Raw genomic sequence first — 15,684 nt, 5'->3', positions numbered from 1 at the left:
CGCCGTGCTGGTATAAGTGTCCGGCTATCCACGGGGAGGAGCCGCGAAATGGCGGGGCTGTTGCTGGTCCAGGTGGCCGTGATCCTGATCGTGGCGCGGTTGTGCGGGCTGCTGCTTGCGCGCTTCGGCCAGCCACCGGTGATCGGCGAGATGGCCGCGGGCATCCTGCTCGGCCCGATCGTGTTCGGCGCCGCGCTTCCGGACCTGCACGCCTCCCTGTTCCCGGTCGCTTCGCTGCCGGCGCTGTCGGCCCTGTCCACCCTGGGGCTGGTGCTGTTCATGTTCGTCATCGGCGTGGAGCTGCGGGCGCCGGAAGGCGCGCGGGCGCAGGTGCTGGCGGCGACCCGGGTGGCGGGGCTGTCGGCGGTGGTGCCGTTCGGCCTGGCCGTTGCGATCGCGCCGCTGCTGCACGCGCGGATGGTGCCCGAAGGCGTGGGCATGTGGACCTTCGCCCTGTACCTGGGCGTGGCGCTGTCGGTCACTGCATTCCCGGTGCTGGCGCGCATCCTCAAGGACCGCGGACTGCAGCAGACCCGGATCGGGCGCGTGTCGCTGTCGGCGGCCGCCCTGCTGGACGTGGCCGCATGGGTGGCGCTGGCGCTGCTGGTCGCCCTGGCCGCAGGCAGTGGCTATTCCGGGCTGATGCGCACCCTGGCGGGCCTGGCGCTGCTGCTGGTGGTGATCTTCGCCGGGCTCAAGCCGCTGTTCGCCTGGCTGCTGCGCCGCCATGCCGCCGACGGCACGCTCTCGGGCACGGTGCTGGCGGCATTGCTGGTGGGCCTGTTCTCGTGCGCGGCGGCCACCGAGTGGCTGAACGTGCACGCGGTGTTCGGCGCATTCCTGTTCGGCGCCTGCCTGCCGCGCGACGACCGCCTGATGCGTTGCCTGGTGGAACGCATCGAACACCTGGCGCTGGTCCTGCTGATGCCAGTGTTTTTCGCCCTGGCCGGGATGGACACCACCGCCGAAGCATTCACCGGCGCCGGCCTGGGCGCCCTGCTGCTGGTCCTGGCGGTGGCGGTGGTGGGCAAGGTGTCCGGTGGTGGCCTGGGCGCGTGGCTGTCCGGCTACAGCGTGCGTGACAGCGTCGCGGTCGGTTCGCTGATGAATGCACGCGGGATGATCGAGCTGATCGTGATGAAGGTCGGCCTGGACGCCGGCCTGATCGGCCCGGAGATGTTCACCCTGCTGCTGCTGGTGGCGCTGATCACCACGCTGATGACCGGGCCGCTGCTGGCATGGACGGGCTGGCGCCGGGGCACGACCGAACCGGCTGCCGGCGCACGCATGGTCGAGTGACGCGCGCCGCCGGTCAGCCCATGCCGCCGTTGACCCCGATCACCTGGCCGTTGACGTAGCCGGCCGCCTCCGAGCACAGGAACGCCACCAGCGCCGCCACTTCCTCCGGACGCCCGGCACGCGCTGCCGGAACCATCTGCTTGAGCGCCTCGGGCGGGAAGCGGCCGGCAGTCATCGCCCCTTCGATCACGCCGGGCGCCACCACGTTGACGGTGATTCCGCGGCTGGCCATCTCCCTGGCCAGCGAGCGGCTGGCACCATGCAGCCCGGCCTTGGCCGCCGCATAGTTGGCCTGGCCACGGTTGCCCAGCACCGCCGCCACCGAGGACACGCTGACGATGCGGCCCCAGCGCGCGCGCGCCATCGGCAGCAGCAGCGGCCGGGTGACGTGCAGGAAACCATGCAGCGAAACGTCGATGACCCGGTGCCATTGGGCATCGCTCATGCCGGCCAGTGGCGCGTCGTCATGGATGCCGGCGTTGTTGACCAGCACGTCGATGCGGCCCTGCTCCAGCAGCGCAGCCATCGCCGCGGCGGTGGCGCCGGCGTCCGCCACATCGAACGCCACCGCCTGCGCGCGCAGGCCGCGCCGGGTGATCGCGGCGGCGACCTCTTCGGCACGGGCAAGATTGCTGCCTGCGTGCACGATCACCTCATGCCCGGCGTCGGCCAGGGCATGGCAGATCGCGCCGCCGATGTCGCCGCTGCCGCCGGTGACCAGGGCGCGGCGCAGGGTACGGTCTTCGTTCATCGCGCCATTGTGCCAGCGCCAATGCCGCTGCCCGCGCAGGCGTCGCATCCGCCGGGCATGGTGGTTGCGTGCATGCGCCCCTACACAGGCGTGGACATGGCCGCCGCACGCCCACTGGCGAGCAGGCGGCCACCGTGGAAAATGCGAAACGCATACTGCTGGCTGCCGGCACCGGCGGCCAGCACCTCGGCCTCGCCGTCCAGCGCACCGGGCAGGTCGTCGATGCGTGCCACCGCCAGTTCCACCTCGCGCAACGCCACCAGCACGCCGGGCCCGGCTCCACCACCACCTTCGCGGGCCAGCAGCCCGCCGTGCACGGCCATCGCCTGGGCGCCGTACTCGCACAACGCCAGCGCGGACAGCCGGCCACGCGCGCGCAGCGGATGGTCCGGCGCGCAGTGGTTCCATGCGCGCACGCGCACGCTGCCGGCGTCGTAGCCGGTCACTTCGTCCCACAGGCACATGGCCTGCTGGTGCGGTACCAAGGCCAGGATGCCTGCGCGGTCCAGCAGCGGCGCACTCATGCTGCCCGCTCCACCGCCGGTGCACGCGCCACCAGCAGGGCCAGCACGAAATTGAAGGCCACGCCCATGGCGACGGTGCTGCCGATGGCACGCAGCACCGGGATCGAGGAAAGCGCCAGCAGGCTGAACACCAGCAACGTGGTCAAGCTGCACACGATCACCGCATGCAGGGTGCGCAACTGGGCGTCCCGGTCGTCGCCGGCATGTTCGAAGAACAGGGCGTAGTCCAGGCCCAGGCCGGCGGCCAGGATCAGCGACACCAGGTGGAACAGGTTCAGCTCCACGCCACAGGCGCGCAGCACCGCCACGATCAGCACAGTGGCCAGCGCCATCGGCACCAGCACCCGCAACACCCGCTGCCGCGCACGCAGCGCCAGCCACACCACGCCGGCAAGCAGCAACGCGGCCAGCGCCAGCGCGCCGAGCAGGCGCGAGCGCCATTGCGCCACCAGTGACTCGGACGCCTGCTTCAGGTCCAGCAGTTGGGCCCCATGCGGAGCCAGGGCGGCTTCCAGGGCCTGCGGATCGTGCAGGCCCGACAGCGAGACCAGCGCGGTGGCCTGGTCCGGGGCGCGCAACAGCAGGCCGCCCACGGCCAGCTCCAGTGGCGTGCCGGCCAGGTCGTCGGGGCCCAGCGGCGGCAGCGCACGCGCGGCGGCCACATCGTCGAGGAACGGGGCGAAGACATCGTCACGGAACGGCGTGTCCGCCAGTGCGGCCTGCAACGCGTGACGCAGCGATACATCGTCGGGCAGGCGCGCCTGGCGCGCGCGCTGGGTCGCCGCGGCGGGCAGGTAGCGCGCCGCCAGGTCGAATCCATCCAGCACGCCATCCCGGCGCAGGCGCTGCAGCACCGGCAGCAGGCGCTCGGAGGCCTGCAGCGCGGCGTCCGCGTCGGCGCCGGCCACGGTGACCAGGTAGCGCACGTCCGGGGCACCCAGTTCGGCGCGCAGGCGGGCATCGCGCTCCAGGTCGGCCGTCGGCACCGGGGTAAGCCGGGAGAGGTCGTTCTCCCAGAACGGCCCCGGCGAAAACGCCGCCACTCCGGCGGCCAGCAGCGCCACCACGGCCAGCGCCGCGCGTGGGCGCGGCAGGCGTTCAGCCATGCGCCAGAGCCGGGCCAGGCGCGGTGAATGCGCCGGATCATGCCGCGCCGGGGTCACCAGCGACGGCAGCAGCCAGCGGGTGGAGCCGGCCGCCACGGCCAGCCCGACCATGGTCAGCACCGCCAGCTGCTGCAGCCCCTCCACTCCGGACAGCAGGAAGGTGGCGTAGGCAATGCACGTGGCCGCCACGCCGGTGGCCAGCGTTGGCCACAGCGCGCGCACGCTCGCACGCGGTGCCATGCCCGGTCGCAGGTGGCTGAAGAAGTGGATCGGGTAATCCTGGGCCACGCCGATCAGGGTGAAGCCGAATGCGACGGTGATGCCGTGCACGCCATCGAACAGCAGGGCCACCGCACCCAGCCCGGCCAGCCCACCGCTGGCCAGCGGCAGTGCGCCCAGCAGCGGCGTGCTCCAGCGCCGGTAGGCCAGCGCCAGCAGCAGCAGCAGGCCAATGGTGTCGGCGGTGCCGATCCAGCGCATCTCCGCCTCGGTGCGTGCGCGGATGGCGACGGCGAATGCGCCCGGCCCGGAAATCTCCAGCCGCGCCGTGTCGGCCGGCTGTGCACCGGCAGCAAAGGCCGCCTCGATGGTGGAGATGGCTCCCCCCTGGGCGGCGCCATCAAAGCCTGCCGCATGGGTCTGCACCATCAGCAGCGCCCGCTCCCCGGCACGGTCGAACCACACGCCATGGCGCTGCTGCGGCGCATCGGCAGGTTGCCAGGCCTCGGCCAGGCGCAAGGTTTCCAGGGTCGGGTCGGATGGCAACAGCGGCTCGACCAGGTCGGCCGCCGGAGAGCCCAGGTCCTGCAGCCGCTGCTGCAGTTCGGCATGCAGGTACGCCGCATCCAGCGGTTGGGTATCCAGGGTCGCCGACAGCAGGTAACGGTAGGGACGCAGGTGCGCGGGCACGGCGTCCAGGCCGCCGTCGTCACCGTTGGCGACGACCGCGATCGCGGGCTGTTCGGCCAGCGCGGCGCGCAGTGCCTGGGACCGTGCCGCCAGCGCCTGCGGCGTCGCACCCGAGATGGCCAGCAGCAGGAGCCGCGAGCCCGGACCTTCGCCAAGTTCGTCCACCAGCAGCACCTGCGCAGGCGTGCGCGGCGTGGGCAGGAAACGGCGCAGGTCTTCCTCCATGTGCAGGCTGCGGCCGAGCCACAGCCCGGCCAGTGCCAGCAGTGCCAGCCAGCACAGCACCAGCACGACGCGGGTGGCGGTGCGCGGCGCGGCGGTCATTGCGCGGCCTTCATTGCGCGGCACTGGCGTCACGGCAGAGCGTGGCCAGCACGGAGGGATCCTCCACCCCGGCCGCCGCAGCCGCGGCTCCCGCCATCAGCGTGCGCTGCGCGTGCCCCTTGGCCGGATGGCTTTCCACGCAGCGCAGTTCGGCACCACGGCCGTGCAGGTCGATGCGCTCGAGCGCTGCGGCCAGGCGCGGGGCGCGCGGCACCAGTTGCAAGGTCCACGACGTGCGACTGCCCTGCACCTGCACGGTATAGGTGCGTTGCAGCAGTTCCCGGTCGCCGGCCAGCAGCGCCCCGAAACCGGCCTGGACCGCGGCCAGTTCCGGCACCTTTGCCAGCGCGATGCGGCGCGGTGCCCGGCCGTCGCGCTCGATCACCGCGTCGCCTGCGGTCAGGGTGGTGGTCTCGCGGTAAGGCGAGTCCACCTGGCGTACCAGGCTGCCATCGGCCTGGCGCCGGTACTGGCCCTGCAGCCGCAGCGGCTGCCTGAGCATCGGCGAATCACGCAGCTCGACGAACGGGGTATGGCTGGGCGCAGGGCGCGCCAGCGCCTGCAACACCCAATCCACGTCGATGCCAGGTGCCGGCTCAGCCGCGTGGCACGGCAGCGCCAGCACGCACCCCAGCAGCGCCGCGATCCGGAGGGGCTTGCGCGGTGTCTTGAGCATCATCGTTCCAGAAGTCATAGAAGTTGAACCAGTTGCGGGGCGCGCCGCGGGCGTGGTGTTCCAGCCGTGCGGCGTAGCGGGCGACGCGGTCGCGCAGCCACTGTGCGCGCTCGCCGCGAGGGGGCCGCGCAGCCGCGTCTTCCGGGCCGAGGAAGGGCTCGAAATGCAGGTCGTAACGGTTGCCGCCGCGATACAGGCCAAAGCACAGCAGCACCGGCGCCTGCAGCGCCGCGGCCAGGGCCCAGGGCGTCAGCGGCAGGCGCGCGGGCTGGCCCATGAATGGCACCGCGACGGTGGTCTCGTGCGGCAGCGCACGGTCCACCAGCAAGGCCACCAGGGCCCCCTCTTCCAGCGCATGGCGGATCTCCAGCGCGATGGCCGCGCCAGGCTGGCCGCCGTCGATCACGCTGGCGGCCAGCACCGGATCGAGCGATTCGAAGATCCCGGTCAGGATCGGGTTGTGGCCGCGATCGAGCACGACCTTCACCGTCTGCTCCGGGCGCCGCCGGGCCAGCACCCGCAATGCGTCGAAGCTGCCCAGGTGCGAGCCGAACAGCAGCGCGCCGCGGCCCGTGTCGGCAAGCGCATCCACCGGTTCAAGCCCATGCACCCGGATATCGAAAATGCCGGCGCGCCCGCTGATCAGGTAAACCCGGTCCAGGATGGTCGCGGCGAAGTCGTAGATATGCCATGCCACCGCCCACAGACCCGCCCGACGGCCGTGCACCCGCGTCAGCCACGCACGCGACGCGCGCCGCTCCGGCCCGCGCATGACCAGAAAATAGAGGGTGATCGGATACAGGCACAGCCGTGCCAGGCGGCGGCCGCCGTGCAGCGCGATCCACACGATCAGCGCCAGCGAGCGCCGGCTGCCGCCCTCGGGCCGACGCTTCCAGGATGCGGATTCGGCTTCAGCGCGGTGTTCAGTCATGTCCGCCGGCCCGGATCTCGCCGCGGGCCAGCACGCCCTCGCTGCCACGGATTTCGAAGCGCCAGCGCGGCCACGCCCCGTCCAGCACCACCTCGGCTTCGTGGCCCGGGAGCAGCGGGCGCAGGAACTTCACCTGCGGCAAGCGCAGCGCCTCCAGTGACCCGGCGCCGGTCTCCACCGCCTCCAGCACCTTCTCCAGGAGCACCACGCCAGGCACCAGCGGGCGCCCGGGAAAGTGTCCGGCAAGGCAGGGGTGCTGGTGGGGAATGGAAAAGCGCATGGCCCAAGGATAGCCGCCCGGCACGGCCACGGCTCAGCGCAACAGGTCGCGCCAGAAGGCCGGGCCCAGGCCCGCCATCTGCTGCGCGAACTGGATCGCGTTGCGATAGGGCCGCTGCGGGAAGCGGCGTTTGCGGTACAGGAATTCGCCCGCCATGAAGCCACCCAGTACCCCGTAGTTGAGCAGGTTCGCAAACCACGACCAGGCCGTGTGCGACACCGCCAGCCACGGCTCGCGGCCCAGCGCATGCAACACGCCGCCGGGCACCGCGCACAGGGCAAGGCCGGCATTGGCCACCGTCAGGAACGCCAGCACGGCGGCCCAGGCCCCGGTCAGGCGGCGCGCATAGGCCAACAGCGCAGGCGAAGTAGGCCAGCCGGCGCGCGCATACAGCGCGGCCACGATCCGGGTGATCAGCGGCGTGCGCCCGGCATGCAGGCTGCGCGCGAACCACCAGGCCAGCCAGCCGGTGAACACCACCGGCGGCGCCAGCAGCATCAGGTCCGGCCAGGGCGTGCCGACCAGCCATGCAAGCCCGGCCAGCAGCACCGCCAGCAGGGCCAGCGCCCATACCCGGCGATGCAGCAGCGGGCCGGCAAGCACCAGCAGCACCAGGTCGGCCAGCGCCAGCGCGGCCCAGCTGCTGGAACCGGGGCTGTCGGCGGCGTGGGCAAGGAACGGATACGCCACGCCCAGCGCGACCTGGACCGGCAGCACCAGCGCCTCGGCCGGATCGGGCGCGGCAGCCTGGCCTGCGGCCGGCGGACTAGCCGGTGCGTTGCGACTGGACATGCGCCGACAGCGCGCGCAGGGACCCGAAGATGCGGCGGTCCTCCTCGCCTTCCGAACGCAGTTGCACCCCGTAGCGCTTGCCGATGGCCAGCGACAGCTCCAGCGCGTCGATCGAGTCCAGGCCCAGGCCTTCGTTGAACAGCGCGGCCTCCGGGTCGATCCCGGCAGGGTCCACGCCCTCCAGGTTCAGGCTCTCGACCAGCAGTTGGGCCAACTCGCGTTCGGCGTCGGTCTGTTGCTGCATTTGATCTTCCGTTCCAGGGTGCACGCCGGCAACGATCCGGCATCGGCCGCCGCGGCGCAAGCCCGGCGGCCACCTCGGCGCACGCCGCGTTATTATCCGGGGCCGTTTCGCCTTCCCGGTTTCCACCGCATGATCCGCACCGCGTCGAACAATCCCGCACCCGCACCGCCGGCGGGCGCGGCGGTGGGCGCTGGCGCAGGACGGGGGAAAGCATGATGAGCCGGGCCGGGCCCACCACCGGCGACCACGCCCTGGCGCCACTGTTGCAGGTGACATATGCACCGCCGGACAGCCTGTCGCGGCAGTTGGCGGACGAACGGGTGCTGGCGGTGTTCGGCTTCGGCGATGACGCGCCCGACGGCGGCCAGGATCCGCGCTGGCTGCGGGTGCCGCTGCAGCCGCTGCCCGGGACTGCGCCCTGGATCGAGATCTGGCGCACCAGCGCGCCGGTGCGTGCCGGCCGCGTCGACGGCGTGGCGTGGGCCAGCGACGGCGAACTGCTGTTCGGTGCACTGGAGATCGACGAGGGCGATGCCGGCATCGGCGCGGCTGCGGCCAGTGCCTATGCGCGCCTGACCGCGACGCTGGCCGTGCACGGCACCCCGCACATCCTGCGGGTATGGAATTACATGGACGCGATCACCCTGGGCGAGAGCGACGACGAGCGCTACCGCCAGTTCTGCGTGGGCCGCGCCAACGGCCTGGGCGGGATGGACGGGTTGGATGCGGCGCGATTGCCGGCCGCCACCGCGATCGGCCGCCGCGACGGACGCCGATGCCTGCAGGTGTACTGGCTGGCCTCGCGCAAGCCGGGAACGCCGGTGGAGAACCCCCGGCAAGTCAGCGCCTACCGGTACCCGCGCCAGTACGGGCCGCAGCCGCCCAGCTTCGCCCGGGCGATGCTGCCACCCGCAGGCATTGACATGCCGCTGCTGCTGTCGGGCACGGCCGCCATCGTCGGCCACGCCTCGCTGCACACCGGCGCGGCTGCGGCGCAGACGGCAGAGACCCTGGCCAACCTCGACAGCCTGATCGCCGCCGCACGCCGGCAACAGCCTGACCTGCCGCCCGCGCTTGGCGCCGGCAGCCTGCTCAAGGTCTATGTGCGTGACCCGGCCGACACGGCCGCGATTGCCGCGCAGCTGGATGCGCGCCTGCCGGCGTCGGTGCCGCGCCTGCTGCTGCACGCCCAGGTCTGCCGGCGCGAACTGCTGGTGGAGATCGACGGCGTGCACGGGCCCGCGGCCGAGGCGCGGTAGTGCCTCGCGTGCCAGCCAGGCCCACACCACAAGCACCCGCCATGCGCGACGACCATGCGCATGGCAGGCCTGGATCCACACTGACTGGGGAATGCCGATGATCCGCATGCGTCTTGCCGTCCTGCCGTGGCTGCTGCTCCTGTCCGGGTCCGCACTGCCGGCCCTTGCCAACTCCGGGCCCGGCATGCGGCTGGCCTCCGGCGCAGCCGATGTGGCCCGCATCGCGCCGCCGCGCATCGACCAGGCGCTGTCCACGCTGGTGGATTCGGGTGAACTGGTCGGCGTCTCGGCACTGGTCTGGCAGGACGGACGCGAAGCCTATTTCGGCAGCTTCGGCCTGGCCGACCGCGAGGCCGGGCGGCCGATGGCGCGCGACACCATCGTCCAGATCTACTCGATGACCAAGCCGCTCACCGGCGTGGCCCTGATGCAACTGTACGAACAGGGGCGCCTGGACCTGGACGCGCCGCTGGCGCAGTACCTGCCCGAGTACGCGGCGGTGCGCGTGTACGCCGGCACCGACGTCAAGGGCAAGCCGCTGCTGGTGGCGCCGGACCGCCCGATCCTGGTGCGCGACATCCTGCGCCACACCGCCGGCTTTGCCAGCGGCGGCAACGAGCCCGGCCCGGTGGGCGCCATGTACCGCAAGGCCGACCCGGAAAACTTCGGCCACACCCTGGAGCAGATGAGCCGCCGCCTGGCCGGGGTGCCGCTGCTGTACCAGCCGGGCACGCGCTGGCTGTATTCGTCGGCGGTGGACGTGCAGGCGCGCTTGGTGGAAGTGCTGTCGGGCAAGCCGTTCGCGCGCTACCTGCAGGACCACGTGCTCGGCCCGCTGGGCATGGACGACACCGGCTACACCCTCGGCGAGGGCGACTGGCCGCGCGTGGCCGCGCTGTACCAGCGCAGCGACGACGGGGTGATGACCCGCATCCCCGATGCCAAGGCCTATCCGCTCAACCGCGGCGGCGTCGCGCTCACGCCCGGCAGCTGGGGCCTGACCTCGACCCTGGACGACTACATGCGCTTTGCGCGCATGCTGGCCAACGGCGGCCAGCTGGATGGCGTGCGCCTGCTGCAGCCGGCCACGGTGCGGCTGATGGCCAGCGATTCCCTGCCCGCCGGGATCACCGACACCTCGTGGCTGCCGGGCAAGGGACGGGTCGGCTTCGGCATCGACTTCGCGGTGCGCATCGCCCCGCCGGCGCGGGCCGACGAGGCCTCCGGCGAAGTGGGCGAATTCTTCTGGGACGGCGCGGCCAACACCCTGTTCTGGGTGGACCCGGTCAACGACATCACCGCAGTGCTGTTCGCGCAGTGGGTGCCGTTCGGCAAGGTGCCGCTGCACAAGGTGTTCCGCGACGCGGTCTATGCCGACGACACCTCGGCCGCCGCACCGCGCGAGTAACCGGCCAGCGCGAAGGCCGGCCTACCGGGCCGCGGTGCAGGCCTCGTCGTCGCGGCGGAACGGATTCCAGCGTGAACCGCCGTCCTCGCATTGCGCCGCTGCATCGGCCGCACGTTGCGCCGCCGCGCGTGCCTGGCGCTCGCGGACGTCCTGCAGGCGCTGCGCCTGCAATGCATCCAGCGCCTGGCGGATCTGCGGCAGCGCCGCCAGTGCGGCCTTTTCGCCTTCCAGGATCGCGCGGTTGCGCTGGGTGAAATCGGCCCCGCCGATATCCAGCACCCGCGGCCGCACCACCACGTCGGCCCGCGCCAGCTCCTGTTCGCCCAGGCGCTGGCCCATGATCGCGATGGACTGGTTGACGATGCCCAGCATCCCGTCCGGGCGCCGCCCGGTGGCCTTGCTGGAAATGTCCACGGCAATGACGAACTCCGCGCCCAGCTGGCGCGCCGCGTCCACCGGCACCGGGCTGACCACGCCGCCGTCCACGTACTGGTAGCCGCCGATGGTGACCGGCTCGAACACGCCCGGCACGCTGCTGGAGGCGCGCACCGCCTGGCCGGTGTTGCCGCGCACGAACACCGTGCGTTCGCCGGTTTCCAGGCGCGTGGCCACTGCGGCGAAGGGCTTGCGCAGGCGCTCGATCGGGCGGCCGCGCACCTGGTCGTTGACGTATTCCTGCAGCTTCAGGCCCTGCACCAGGCCGCCGGAGAACAGGCGCACGTCGCGGATGCTGGCTTCGTCCAGCGCCACCGCATGCTCCTGCAGTCGGAACGGATCCATGCCGCTGGCATACATCGCGCCGACCACGCTGCCGGCGCTGGTGCCGGCCACCACGTCGGGCTTGAAGCCGTTGGCCTCCAGCATCTTGATCACGCCGATATGGGCGAAGCCCTTGGCGGCGCCACCACCCAGCGCCAGCCCGATCCGGGGCGGCGCCAGCACCGGATCGGGCGCTGCCACCGGGGCCGGAGGAGGCTCGGGCCGGGTGCCGCCGCACGCGCCCAGCAGCAGGCACGCCAGCAACGGGGCCGTGCCGTGCCACCGGCGGCGCGGGCGCGGAACGATGGAAGCTTTCACGGATCGGCAGGCCGGGCGCGCCGCGGGATGCGGCCCCGCAATTCTAGGCCGGGCCGGCATCGCCATCCGCGACGGCGGATGAATGCACCGGCGGCGCGTCGGCCAGCAGTTCCAGCAGCAGGTCGCGGCGCAGCTTGCCGGTGTCGTTGCGCGGCAGCGCGGGCAGCAGCCGCACGCGGCGCGGCAGGAACACCGGGTCGATGGACCCGCGCAGCGCGGCGACGATCTGCGCGGCCACCAGCCGCGGCGCCACCGCCAGCGCAGCGATGCGCCCCACCTCGCCTTCGCGCTCCGGCTCCAGTTGCACCACGACGCCGTCCTCGACCCCGGGCACCGCCAGCAGGCGGCGGGTCAGGTCGCCCAGCGAGGCGCGCTTGCCGGCGATTTCCAGCAGGTCGGCCTGGCGCCCGCACAGGCGGAAGCGGCCGTCCTGCGCCACCTCCACCAGATCGGCCAGGGTCACCGCTGCAGGCAGGTGCGGTGCCTGCACCTGGGTGCCGTCCGGCTGCGGCCGCAGGCGCACGCCGGGAATCGGCGTCCACATGGCCTCCTGCGCGGTGCGGCGGGTGGCCAGGATGCAGGTTTCGGTGGAACCGAACATCTCCCGTACCTGGGTGCCATAGCGTGCCTCGGCCTGCGCCGCCAGGTCCGACGCCAGCGGCGCGGTGGCCGAGACGATCCCGGCCAGCGGCGGCAGCACGACGCCCGAGCGCAGCAGCGCCCGCAGGTGCACCGGCGTGGTCACCAGCAGCCGTGGCCCCTGCGCCTGTTCCAGCGCGCGCGCAACGTCGGCCGGCAGCAGAGGGCGCCCGGCATGCACCGCCGCACCGCCGAGCAGCGGCAACAGCACCGACAGCTCCATGCCATACATGTGCTGCGGCGGCACCGTCGCCACGATCTGCGGCTGTGCATCGCCCCACAGGTCACGCAGCGCCATCACGTTCTGCGCCGTACCCCGGGCGAAGGCACTCCACTGCTTGGCATGGGCCTGCGGACGACCGGTGCTGCCGCTGGTGTAGCCGATCGCCGCCAGCGCCGCGGCGTCCACCTGCGGCACGTCGTGGCAGGACGCGGCATCGACCGGCTCGGGCAATGGCACATGCCAGGCCGGCGATGGCGGCGGCGTGCCGCCGAGGCAGTAGGCGCCGGCGTCGGTCCCTGCATGCGCCTGCAGGATCTCGGCCACCGTGCCGGGCGTGCCCGAGGGCGGCAGCAGCAACGATTGGCCACGAAGCGCCGCTGCGCAGAACGCCAGCAGGAAGCCATGCCGGTCCTCGACCAGCGGGAGCGCGTGACGCGCATCCGGCAAGCCCCCGGCCAACGCCTGGGCCTGGGCCAGGAAACGGCCCAGGCGCACGCTGCCGGTGGTGCCACCAAACACCAGCACGCGTTCCGGATCGCCACTGGCCAGCGGCAAGCGGCCGCAGTCCCTGGCTCCGGTCTGGGTGACGGCTGACATCGGGTGGTTCGTCCCCTGTGCGACAGGCGCGATGGCTGCCTGCAATGGCGCAAGCTTGGCGGCATGGACCGCTGCCGGCAAGCCCGTGCGGGCGCAACGGCGTCCCGGGGCCACGCTGCCGTCGCCCCACGCACCTGCGCTGCGGCAATCCCCTGGCGATGGATACCCGTGACCGCCGCGGCCCGGCACAATGCCACGCACTCCACCACCAGGAACGCCGATGAACGCACCGCCATCCCTGCCGCGCACCGGAATGGTCACGGTGATGGCCAAGATCTCGCTGCTGCTCGGCGCGGTGGGCGTGGCCGTGGCGCTGCTGCAGCTGCTGGGGGCGTTGCTGATGTCGGATGCGGCCGTGGCGGCAATGGTGCGGCGTCCGGAGTTTCCGGCCGGACTGGCGTGGATGCTGGAGTGGCGCGTGTGGTTGTCGTGGCTGTGCCTGCTGCTGTCGGTGCTGTTCCTGGCCTCGGCCTGGGGCCTGCTGCGCCGCCACCCGTGGGCACGCTGGGTGTTCATTGCGTTCCTGGTGGGCGGGGCGGCACTCAATTTCGCCGGCCTGGCGGTCATCGACCCCGTGTTCGATGGGCTCATCGGGATATTCCCGGTCGAGTTCCTCGATACCCGCGAGGGCCGGGAGTTCGTGGCGCAGATGCAGAGCACCCGCCTGGTCTCCTGGGTGACCGGCGGGATCGGGGCGCTGACCTTGGCCGTGCTGCACGGATGGATCGTGTGGAAGCTGTGCATCGCGCCGGCGCGCGACGAATTCCGCCAGCCGGGCCGTTGATCCGGCTTGATCGCGATCAAGGGCGGGTGCGGGTGCACGGCTAGAATGCGCGCATGGACGCCAATTTCGATGCCGTACGCCATTACCTGACCGGGCTCCAGGACCGCATCTGCGCCGCCATCGAGGCGGCCGACGGCCAGGCCCGCTTCATCGAGGACGCCTGGAACCGGGCGCCCGAACTCGACGGCGCCCATGCCGGCGGCGGTCGCACCCGGGTGCTGCGCGATGGCGCGGTGTTCGAGCAGGCCGGGATCGGCTTCTCCGACGTATCCGGAAACCGCCTGCCGCCCTCGGCCAGCGCGGCACGGCCGGAACTGGCCGGCGCCTCGTGGCGGGCCACCGGGGTCTCGCTGGTGTTCCACCCGCGCAATCCCTACCTGCCCACCACCCATGCCAACGTGCGCCACTTCCGCGCCGAGCGCGAGGGCCGGACGGTGGCCTGGTGGTTCGGTGGCGGCTTCGACCTCACGCCGTTCTATCCATTCGACGAGGACGTGACCCACTGGCACCGCACTGCCGCCAGCCTGTGTGCGCCGTTCGGCACGCAGCGCTATGCCGAGCACAAGCGCTGGTGCGACGAGTACTTCTTCCTCAGGCACCGCAACGAGACGCGCGGCGTGGGTGGGCTGTTCTTCGACGACCTGCACGAGGATTTCGAGCGCGACTTCGCCTACCTGCGCGCGGTGGGCGACGGCTTCCTCGATGCCTACCTGCCGATCGTCGAGCGCCGCAGGGACACGCCCTGGGGCGAGCGCGAGCGCGAGTTCCAGCTCTACCGCCGCGGGCGCTATGTCGAGTTCAACCTGGTCTACGACCGCGGCACCCTGTTCGGGCTGCAGAGCGGCGGCCGCGCCGAGTCGATCCTGATGAGCCTGCCGCCGCGGGTGCGCTGGGAATATGGCTACCAGCCCGAGCCGGGCAGCGCCGAGGCCCGCCTGCAGGATTACCTGCTCCCGCGCGACTGGCTGGCGAACCCGTAACCGGAACCGACACCGCGCTTCCGGGGGCGAGTGTCTCTATCGATCGTCGGCTTCGGAGGGAACTGCGCGCAGCGGGGACCAGGAAGCCGAAACTGGGCAGTGGTCGGCTTCGGAGGGAGCGTGCGCAGCGGTGTGGGCCAGGAGGCTGAAGCCGTGCGGTGGCCGGCTTCGGAGGGAGCCGCGGACGTGCGGGTGTGGCGTGACCGCTCGGGCGCACATCCATGTGCGCACTCGCTACCGCGGCCATCCATGGCCGCTGCCACGACACACCCGCACGTCCACGGCTTCGGCGTGTCTGTGCCTCCTCACTTGTAGGAGCCGGTCTTGCCGGCGACCGCGGCGTGGTGTGGTGTGTCGCGATGCCGCAGCCTGCATCGCGGTCGCCGGCAAGGCCGGCTCCTACACGAACGAGTGCAGCGCACAGATGCGCGGTGCGCGTACGCCGTTGCCGTCGCAAACGAAGCCGCGTAATCAATACACCGAAGGACGTCATCCGGCCGGGGGGATGGGGCAAGTGGCACAGGGACGTGCCACGGCCCCGAGTACGCACATGGATGTGCGCCCAAGGGGTGCACCATCCCCCCGGTCGGGCGACGGCCCCATCCGAAGCCGAACCCGACACATCCGCATGTCCACGCACCGCGTCACACCGCACCGTACCGCGGTCGCCGGCAAGGCCGGCTCCTACACGACAAGTGCAGCGCATACGTCGGTGATTGGGGTGCGCGGTTTGCCTGCGTCGTTGCCTTCGCAAACGAAGGCACGCCATTCCCCCGGCCAGACGCCGGCCCCCATCCGAAGCCGAACCCCCGCGCGCCAGTGGAGTTCACCGGCGCGGGGCCGGAGAAAAGCCATAAAAAAGCCCCGCCGACCAGGGGGAG

Annotated in this window: 15 protein-coding genes; 5 read left to right on the top strand and 10 right to left on the bottom strand. The window is 72.0% G+C overall.

Translation table 11 applies throughout. The features are described 5' to 3' along the window. The first annotated feature begins 48 nt into the window (after nucleotides 1-48). Entirely contained in the window at nucleotides 49-1,299 is a 1,251-nt protein-coding gene (locus ACEJ41_RS00630) for a cation:proton antiporter (RefSeq protein ID WP_374012877.1), read from the top strand. A gap of 13 nt (nucleotides 1,300-1,312) precedes the next feature. Here the strand turns inward: ACEJ41_RS00630 and fabG are convergent, their stop codons facing one another. The 8 genes from fabG to ACEJ41_RS00590 form a co-directional block, all read right to left on the bottom strand. Beyond that, a complete protein-coding gene (gene fabG / locus ACEJ41_RS00625; protein WP_374012876.1) occupies nucleotides 1,313-2,050 on the bottom strand; it encodes a 3-oxoacyl-ACP reductase FabG in 738 nt (245 codons plus the stop codon). An 80-nt stretch (nucleotides 2,051-2,130) separates the two neighbouring features. Continuing rightward, on the bottom strand, nucleotides 2,131-2,562 hold the full coding sequence (locus tag ACEJ41_RS00620) for a phosphotransferase (RefSeq protein WP_374014023.1): 432 nt from the start codon (nucleotides 2,560-2,562) through the stop codon (nucleotides 2,131-2,133). 8 nt (nucleotides 2,563-2,570) lie between these two features. After that, a complete protein-coding gene (locus ACEJ41_RS00615) occupies nucleotides 2,571-4,913 on the bottom strand; it encodes an MMPL family transporter (RefSeq protein WP_374012875.1) in 2,343 nt (780 codons plus the stop codon). A gap of 10 nt (nucleotides 4,914-4,923) precedes the next feature. Further along, on the bottom strand, nucleotides 4,924-5,490 hold the full coding sequence (locus tag ACEJ41_RS00610; RefSeq protein WP_374012874.1) for a LolA-related protein: 567 nt from the start codon (nucleotides 5,488-5,490) through the stop codon (nucleotides 4,924-4,926). 19 nt (nucleotides 5,491-5,509) lie between these two features. Continuing rightward, complete coding sequence (locus ACEJ41_RS00605; RefSeq protein ID WP_374012873.1) at nucleotides 5,510-6,520, bottom strand: acyltransferase; 1,011 nt, start codon at nucleotides 6,518-6,520, stop codon at nucleotides 5,510-5,512. Further along, nucleotides 6,513-6,824 carry a hypothetical protein gene (locus tag ACEJ41_RS00600; protein ID WP_374012872.1) on the bottom strand — a complete coding sequence of 104 codons (312 nt, stop codon included), beginning with the start codon at nucleotides 6,822-6,824 and terminating at the stop codon, nucleotides 6,513-6,515. The genes ACEJ41_RS00605 and ACEJ41_RS00600 overlap by 8 nt, the downstream gene beginning before the upstream one ends. Nucleotides 6,825-6,833: 9 nt before the next feature. Continuing rightward, entirely contained in the window at nucleotides 6,834-7,517 is a 684-nt protein-coding gene (locus ACEJ41_RS00595) for a ketosynthase (RefSeq protein ID WP_374014022.1), read from the bottom strand. A 49-nt stretch (nucleotides 7,518-7,566) separates the two neighbouring features. Continuing rightward, a complete protein-coding gene (locus ACEJ41_RS00590) occupies nucleotides 7,567-7,836 on the bottom strand; it encodes a phosphopantetheine-binding protein (protein WP_374012871.1) in 270 nt (89 codons plus the stop codon). Nucleotides 7,837-8,051: 215 nt separating this feature from the next. Here ACEJ41_RS00590 and ACEJ41_RS00585 point away from each other — a divergent pair, with 215 nt between their 5' ends. Continuing rightward, nucleotides 8,052-9,095 carry a pteridine-dependent deoxygenase gene (locus ACEJ41_RS00585; RefSeq protein WP_374012870.1) on the top strand — a complete coding sequence of 348 codons (1,044 nt, stop codon included), beginning with the start codon at nucleotides 8,052-8,054 and terminating at the stop codon, nucleotides 9,093-9,095. A gap of 106 nt (nucleotides 9,096-9,201) precedes the next feature. Next, nucleotides 9,202-10,503: a serine hydrolase domain-containing protein gene (locus ACEJ41_RS00580; RefSeq protein WP_374012869.1), complete on the top strand. Its 1,302-nt coding sequence runs from the start codon at nucleotides 9,202-9,204 to the stop codon at nucleotides 10,501-10,503. Nucleotides 10,504-10,524: 21 nt separating this feature from the next. Here the strand turns inward: ACEJ41_RS00580 and ACEJ41_RS00575 are convergent, their stop codons facing one another. Together ACEJ41_RS00575 and ACEJ41_RS00570 are read right to left on the bottom strand one after the other, a co-directional pair. Next, nucleotides 10,525-11,526 (bottom strand): patatin-like phospholipase family protein, encoded by a 1,002-nt coding sequence (locus tag ACEJ41_RS00575; RefSeq protein ID WP_374014021.1) that lies wholly within the window; start codon nucleotides 11,524-11,526, stop codon nucleotides 10,525-10,527. Nucleotides 11,527-11,623: 97 nt separating this feature from the next. Further along, on the bottom strand, nucleotides 11,624-13,039 hold the full coding sequence (locus ACEJ41_RS00570) for an AMP-binding protein (RefSeq protein WP_374012868.1): 1,416 nt from the start codon (nucleotides 13,037-13,039) through the stop codon (nucleotides 11,624-11,626). A 220-nt stretch (nucleotides 13,040-13,259) separates the two neighbouring features. On the opposite strand from ACEJ41_RS00570, the gene ACEJ41_RS00565 reads away from it, so the two are divergent. Both ACEJ41_RS00565 and hemF read left to right on the top strand, forming a co-directional pair. Further along, nucleotides 13,260-13,823, top strand: a complete 564-nt coding sequence (locus ACEJ41_RS00565; RefSeq protein WP_374012867.1) for a hypothetical protein — start codon at nucleotides 13,260-13,262, stop codon at nucleotides 13,821-13,823. Nucleotides 13,824-13,876: 53 nt separating this feature from the next. Next, nucleotides 13,877-14,803, top strand: coding sequence for an oxygen-dependent coproporphyrinogen oxidase (gene hemF / locus ACEJ41_RS00560; protein WP_374012866.1), 927 nt, complete (start codon nucleotides 13,877-13,879; stop codon nucleotides 14,801-14,803). Nucleotides 14,804-15,684: the final 881 nt, after the last annotated feature.

Source organism: Pseudoxanthomonas koreensis (assembly GCF_041890415.1).
Classification (GTDB): Bacteria; Pseudomonadota; Gammaproteobacteria; order Xanthomonadales; family Xanthomonadaceae; genus Pseudoxanthomonas; species Pseudoxanthomonas koreensis_A.
The sequence above is the reverse complement of the archived record's forward strand: the minus strand, read 5'-3'. Positions and strand labels throughout refer to the sequence as shown.